This is a genomic window from Mycobacterium sp. (genome assembly GCF_050701675.1).
Lineage (GTDB): Bacteria > Actinomycetota > Actinomycetes > Mycobacteriales > Mycobacteriaceae > Mycobacterium.
Genome location: NZ_JBOGDD010000109.1, coordinates 1 through 5091, shown reverse-complemented (window position 1 = coordinate 5091; position 5091 = coordinate 1). Strand labels below are relative to the sequence as shown.

Here is a 5091-nt window from a genome sequence, read left to right as displayed (position 1 = left end):
GCACTCGGGTGCGCTCGCGGGTGAGGACAGCGCGTGGCAGGCGCTGTGCGATGCAGTCGGCGCGCTGCGGGTCAGGGACATGGCCGAGCTTACCGACACCATCGAGTTGTTCAGTGCGGGACGAAGAGCCACGCGCCGCGGTGTCGGAAGCGGTATTGCCACCGTGCACGACTCGGGGGCCGAGCGCGCGCTGGCAACCGACGTCGCGCACGATCTTGGCGTCGAGTACGCGGACCTGTCGCCCCAGTCCCTCACGGCGGTCGGCGATCTGCTCGATGACGGGCTCGTCGCCACCAACCCACTCGACGTGTGGGGCACGGGCGCTGACACCCGCTCGCTGTTCCGGGCCTGTCTGCGCGTCGTGGCCGAGGACGCCGCCGTCGCGGTCACGGCACTCGCCGTCGATCTAGTGACGGAGTTCGACGGGGACACCGCCTATGCGGACGCGATCCTCGACGTCGCCTCGGAGACCAGCGCGCCGCTGGCCGTGCTGACGTCGGTCCCCTCGGCGATCGATGGGCCGACAGCGCAACGGTTGCGCGGCAGTGGGATTCCGATCCTCGAGGGATTCCGCAGCGGATTGGTGGCGCTCGGTCAGCTGGCCAACTGGCCGCACGAGATCGAAGGGCACCCGCCGCCCCTCGACGGGGAGCGCCAACTCCGCTGGCGCGTGCGGCTGGACGACTGGGAGCCCGCGCTGGCCTTCGACCTGTTCACCGACTACGGCATCCCGGTGGCCCGCCCGACCACGGCGCACGACGTCGACGAGGCACTGGCTGCGGCGAACTCGGCTGGCTATCCCGTCGTCCTCAAGACCGTTGCGCACCAGCACAAGAGTGACGTCGGCGGGGTCATACTCGACCTGGCCGACGACGACGCGCTTCGGGCCGCGTACGCGGACGTCGCGGAACGGCTGGGGCCGGTGGTGACGCTCCAGCCGATGGTTGCCGACGGCGTCGAGATCTCGGTGGGCGTCGTCCGCGACGCGGCCTTCGGCCCACTGCTGGTCGTCGCTGCCGGAGGCGTCCTGGTGGAGTTGATGGCCGACCGCGTCCTGGCCTACCCGCCGGTGTCCCACGAGGGTGCCCTAAAGCTCCTCAAGGGCTTGCGAATCCGGCCGCTGCTCGACGGCTGGCGTGGCGCACCGGCCGCCGACGTCACCGCGCTGGCCCACGTGATCGTGGCCTTCTCTCAGCTGGCGCTGGAACTCGGCGACTCGCTGGAAGCCGTCGAGGCCAACCCCGTCATCGTGTCGCAGGGCGGTGCGGTGGCGGTGGACGCGTTGGTGATCGCGCGAGCTCAGAAGATCGAGTAGACCTTGCGGACGGTTTCGTGGATGTCCCAGGTACCCGTCCAGCCCTTCGGGAACACTGCGACGTCACCGACGCCGATCTCCGATGGCTCGCCGTCGTCGGGGGTCACGGTCATCCGGCCCGCGACCAGGTAGATCACCTCGTTGGTCTCGAGCGTCCACCGCGACGGCCCTGGCGCGCACTGCCAGATGCCCGCGCTAGCATCACCGTCCACCCAGACCTCGAGCCCGTGGGTGGCCATCGGCGCGTCGGTGGCCTCGTCGAGCGGGCCCCAGTCCTCGAGTTCGGCGTCGATCGCGTTGGGAAGCATGCTGGTGATCACTGTGGGGCCCTTTCGGGGAACGGTAGTGAGATCGGCTCCGGGGCAACGCGACTGTTGCCTTCGGCGTCGAATCGGTCGAGTCCGAGATCGGTCAGGTCGAGCCAGTCGCAGCTGCCCGTTGCGGTGAGATCGGCGGCCACCTGCGCGACCGCAGGGCCCCACATCATGCCGTGCCCGGCTGCGCTGGCCACCACGGTGCCGTCGACCGGGCCGTCATCGGTGAGCAGCGGACCGAGGATCGGGAGGTGGTCCGGCGTGTAGTCGATGGTGGCCGCCCAAGAGCGCCGCAGGCCGAGGCCCCTGACGGCAGGGAAGAGCTGTTCGATGCGGTCGCGCGCCTTGCGGTAGTACAGGGTGTCGAAGTCGACCGCCACGCCCGGTGGCTCGTCGGGGTTGCTCATGCCCCACAGCAGGCCGCCGTTTTCTCCAGGGCGCCAGTAGATTCCGGACGTCACGTCGAACACCATGGGTAGCGCGTTCACGTCGAGGTCGGGGAGCGCGGCGGTGACCACGACCTGGTGGCGCGTGCCGCCCGCCGGAATCCGGGCGCCTGCGAGGGAGCCCACCGCGGCGAGTTGCGGTCCGCCGGTCAGGACGACGCGGGCGGTGTCGATCGGACCGTCGGAGGTGTCGACGCCGACGACGCGGCCGGCACTGGCGCGGAGACCGGTGAAGGCGCAGTGCTCTCGGACGTCCACCCCGGTGGTGGTGAGGGCTGCGGTGTAGGCGAGCACGTTGCGCGGTGCGTCGAGGTAGCCGTCGCCTGGCGCGTACGAGGCGCCCATCGTGACGCCCGGGGCCAGTCCCGTGTGCCTGCCGTCGAGCTCGTCACTGCTGAGCCACTCGACGGCGAGGCCAAGGCTTTGTTGCAGCGCGATGCGGTCGTGAGCTTGGCGCACTTCGGCTTCCGTGAAGCTGGGCATGAGATAGCCCTGTGGCTTGAATCCGCAGTCGATGGGGAAGCGGTCGCCGCTGGCCGTGTAGAACTCCTGGGCGCGAAGGCCGAGGCGGATCGCGGTCTCGGTGCCACCCTGCGCCCGCACCATCCCTGCGGCACGGCTGCTGGCGCCGTCTCCCAGCGTGGTGGCTTCGAGTAGGACGACCTTCCCCACGCCGGCTTCGGCAAGGAGCACCGCCGTCCACGCACCGATCGTTCCGCCTCCGACCACCACCACGTCGGCGATGTCGGAACTAGTCATAGCACCAAACGCTGACATAGACTGAACGCTCAGTCAAGAGCAGGGAGTGCTGATGTACGGGTTGACGGAAGCGGATCGGCGCATCCAGGCCACGGCCCGCGAGTTCGTCGATTCGCTGATCCCGCTCGAAGTCGAGGCCGAGCTCGCCGGTGGTCTTCTGCCCAAGGAGGTGACCGCCGAACACCACGCGCGGGCAGTCGAATTGGGTCTCTACGCCACGAACATGCCGACCTCGGTCGGCGGACCGGGTTGCACCGCGCTGCAGCAGGTCCTGGTGCAGGAACAGTGTGGCCGAGCCACCAACGGTCTGGCGTGGGTGATGGCCACCCCGCCCCAATGGTGGGTGGAGGTGGCGACCGACCATCAGCGCGAACGCTGGCTGTTGCCCGCCGTCCGTGGTGAGAAGCACGAGGCCTACGCCATCACCGAGGAGTTCGCCGGGTCCGATGTCTCGGCACTGCGGACCACGGCGCGCCGCGACGGCGACGAATACGTCGTCGACGGGGTCAAGTGGCACGTCACGTCGTACAACCTGGCCGACTACTGCTTCGTGCAGGCCGTCCTCGTCGATGGCCCGTTCTCCGGTGAACACGTCCTTCTGGTCGTCGACCTACCCTGGCCGGGCGTTGAGGTCGTTCGCACCCCGCACTATTCGCACCACATCGCCGACGAACACCCGATCGTGGCCTTCGACGGAGTGCGGGTGCCCGTGCAGAATCTCGTCGGCGCCGAGGGTGAGGGGATGACGTTCACGCAGGATTGGTTCCGGTTCGAGCGGCTGATGGTGGCCGCCAGGTGTGTCGGTGCGGCGCAAAGGTTGATCGACGAGGTGACCGCGTTCGCGAAGGACCGGGTGGTCGACGGCAAGCCACTGGGGGAGCATCAGCTGGTGGCGGGGATGCTGGCGGACAGCGCCACCGAGCTGTTCGCCGCACGCACGATGCTGTATGAGGTGGCGCGCTCGATCGATGGTGGCGCCGACCGCAAGACCCTGCATGCGCAGGCCTCGATGGCGAAGCTGTACTGCTCCGAGATGGGCGGCCGGGTCGCCGACCGCGCCGTACAGATCTTCGGCGGTCGGGGCTACATGCGCGAGAACGTCGCCGAACGGATGTATCGAGAGCTGCGCGTGGAGCGAATCTGGGAGGGCGCCAGCGAGATTCAGCGGCTCATCGTGGCCCGTCAGTTGATGAACCGAGGTCCAGCGGCAGTGTTGGAGGGGGCGTGAGGGCTTCGACCGAATCCGTCGTCCGCTCCTGACGGAAGCCCAGCAGTCGCATGCCGTGGTAGATGATCAGCGCCGCGATCGAACCGAGGGCGATGCCGGTGAAGATCAAGGATCCGGCCTGCCAGGTGAAGTCGGCGATGCCGATGATCAGGGGAATGGCGGCCGTCATCTGGTTGACGGGCAGGCTGAAGTCGACGTGGTTGGTCAGCCAGATGCGGATGCCCAGAACGCCGACGAGTCCGTAGAGCACGATGGTGGCCCCGCCGAGGACGCCGGGCGGTATCGCGGAGATGGCCGCACCGACCTTCGGGCACATGGCCAGCACGATCGCCACCGCGGCCGCGATCCAGTACGCGGCAGTCGAATACACGCGGGTGGCCGCCATGACACCGATGTTCTCGGCGTAGGTGGTGGTTGCCGATCCGCCACCGAACCCCGCCAGCGTCGTCGCGATGCCGTCCGCGGCGATGGCCCGGCCCACCAGCGGATCGGTGTCGGTACCGGTCATCTGACCCACTGACTTCACGTGGCCGATGTTCTCGGCGATCAGCGCGATCACCGCCGGTAGGAACAGCGGCAATACCGCGAGGTTGAACGACGGCGTCTGAAACTCGGGGAGGCCGATCCAGGGCGCCGACGCGATCGCCGAGGTGTCGACGTCGCCGAGTGCGAGCGCCAGGAGATAGCCGATGACGACGGCGAGGAAGATCGCCAGCCTGCCGATGATGCCGCGGAAGAACGCCAGGACCGCGACGAGCAACACCAGGGTGACGACCCCGACTACGGGGCCCTTCTCGAAGTTCGACTTCGCGGCGGCCGCGAGGTTGAACCCGATGAGCGCGACGATGGCACCGGTCACCACCGGCGGCAGCGTGGCGTCGAGCCATCCGGTGCCGACGAGGTGCACGATCGCGCCGATGAGGATCAGCAGCAGGCCGACGGCAATGAGGCCGCCGAGTGCGCTGCCCGCTCCGTTGGACGCCACGGCCGCCGTAACGGGGGCGATGACGGAGAAGCTCGAGCCCAGAT

5 protein-coding genes are annotated in these 5091 nt (G+C 68.7%); 2 read left to right on the top strand and 3 right to left on the bottom strand.

Going from position 1 to position 5091, the window contains the following annotated elements; genetic code table 11:
* Positions 1-1315, top strand: a 1315-nt coding sequence (locus ACRDUX_RS03395) for an acetate--CoA ligase family protein (protein WP_526411027.1), incomplete at its 5' end; no start/stop codon positions are given.
* Here the strand turns inward: ACRDUX_RS03395 and ACRDUX_RS03390 are convergent.
* A complete protein-coding gene (locus ACRDUX_RS03390) occupies positions 1300-1635 on the bottom strand; it encodes a cupin domain-containing protein (protein WP_526411025.1) in 336 nt (111 codons plus the stop codon). The genes ACRDUX_RS03395 and ACRDUX_RS03390 overlap by 16 nt on opposite strands.
* The gene (locus ACRDUX_RS03385; RefSeq protein ID WP_526411023.1) at positions 1632-2834 is read right to left on the bottom strand and encodes an NAD(P)/FAD-dependent oxidoreductase; all 1203 of its coding nucleotides are present in this window, start codon (positions 2832-2834) and stop codon (positions 1632-1634) included. The genes ACRDUX_RS03390 and ACRDUX_RS03385 overlap by 4 nt, the downstream gene beginning before the upstream one ends.
* 52 nt (positions 2835-2886) lie before the next feature.
* Between ACRDUX_RS03385 and ACRDUX_RS03380 the strand changes: the two genes are divergently transcribed.
* Positions 2887-4062 (top strand): acyl-CoA dehydrogenase family protein, encoded by a 1176-nt coding sequence (locus ACRDUX_RS03380; protein WP_526411021.1) that lies wholly within the window; start codon positions 2887-2889, stop codon positions 4060-4062.
* Here the strand turns inward: ACRDUX_RS03380 and ACRDUX_RS03375 are convergent.
* Positions 4004-5091 (bottom strand): uracil-xanthine permease family protein (locus tag ACRDUX_RS03375; protein WP_526411019.1); only part of this gene is annotated, 1088 nt, incomplete at its 5' end. The genes ACRDUX_RS03380 and ACRDUX_RS03375 overlap by 59 nt on opposite strands.